Annotated in this window: 1 protein-coding gene; it reads right to left on the reverse strand. The window is 61.3% G+C overall.

All coding sequences use genetic code 11. The features are described 5' to 3' along the window. Nucleotides 1-42 precede the first annotated feature (42 nt). Nucleotides 43-987, reverse strand: a 945-nt coding sequence (locus E1200_RS33400) for an IS3 family transposase (RefSeq protein WP_131956687.1), incomplete at its 5' end; no start/stop codon positions are given.

Raw genomic sequence — 987 nt, forward strand, 5'->3', positions numbered from 1 at the left:
GTGAGGTTCCCCCCGTAGCACGGACAGCTGGGGTGAGATGGGTCAGGTGGTCGTGTTCGAGGTTCGGTGTCGTTCCTCGTAATCCACCGGACTCAGCATTCCGAGGCTGGAATGCCTTCTGAATGGGTTATACCAGCACTCGATCCATTCAAACACCGCGGCCGCGAGTTCGGCTCTTGTTTGCCATTTTCTGGTGTCGAGGAGTTCGAGCTGCATCGAGCCCCAGAACGACTCCATCATGGCATTGTCGAAACAATCCCCGACCGTGCCCATCGAGCCGAGGAGTCCTGCGTCCCGGAGCCGCTTCCCGAACGTCCAGGAAGTGAATTGCGTGCCATGGTCTGAGTGCAGAATCGTGGCATCCTTTGCGGGCTTTCTGCGGGCTACTGCGGCGGCCATCGCATCGACCACAAGTTTGGTGGTCTGGCGGATATCGATGGAATGGCCGATGATGCGACGGGAGAAGCAATCCAGCACGGCCGCGCAGTACAACTTCCCCTCTTCGGTCGGATGCTCGGTGATGTCGGTGACCCACAGCAGGTCGGGCGCCTGGACGTCGAAGGCTCGCTTGACCAGGTCCTCCTCGGTCGGCTCGTTGACCGGGTTCCGGCGTCCCCTGCGCCGATAGATCCCCTGGATCCCGGCTTCCCGCATGAGCCGTTCGACCCGTTTGCGGCTCACCTGTTCGCCCCGTCCGAGCGTCAACTCGGCGTGCACCCGCGGCGAGCCATAGCTTCGGCGTGACTCCTCATGGATCTCTCTGATCATTTTCACCAGCTCGGTATTGCGCTGCTCGCGGATGGAGGCGGGCCTGCCGAACCAGTCGGTGTAACCAGACCGGGAAACCCCTAACACTCGGCAGGCCACCGCGACGGGAATGTCGTTATCGGCAAGCTCATGGACCAGCGAGTACCTTATTTTGGGAGCACGTTCTCGCGGGCGAAGTAGGCCGCCGCCCGCTTGAGTATCTCGTTCTCCAGCTCTAGT

Origin of the sequence: Actinomadura sp. GC306 (genome assembly GCF_004348665.1) — a bacterium.
In the GTDB taxonomy this organism is placed as follows: Bacteria; Actinomycetota; Actinomycetes; order Streptosporangiales; family Streptosporangiaceae; genus Spirillospora.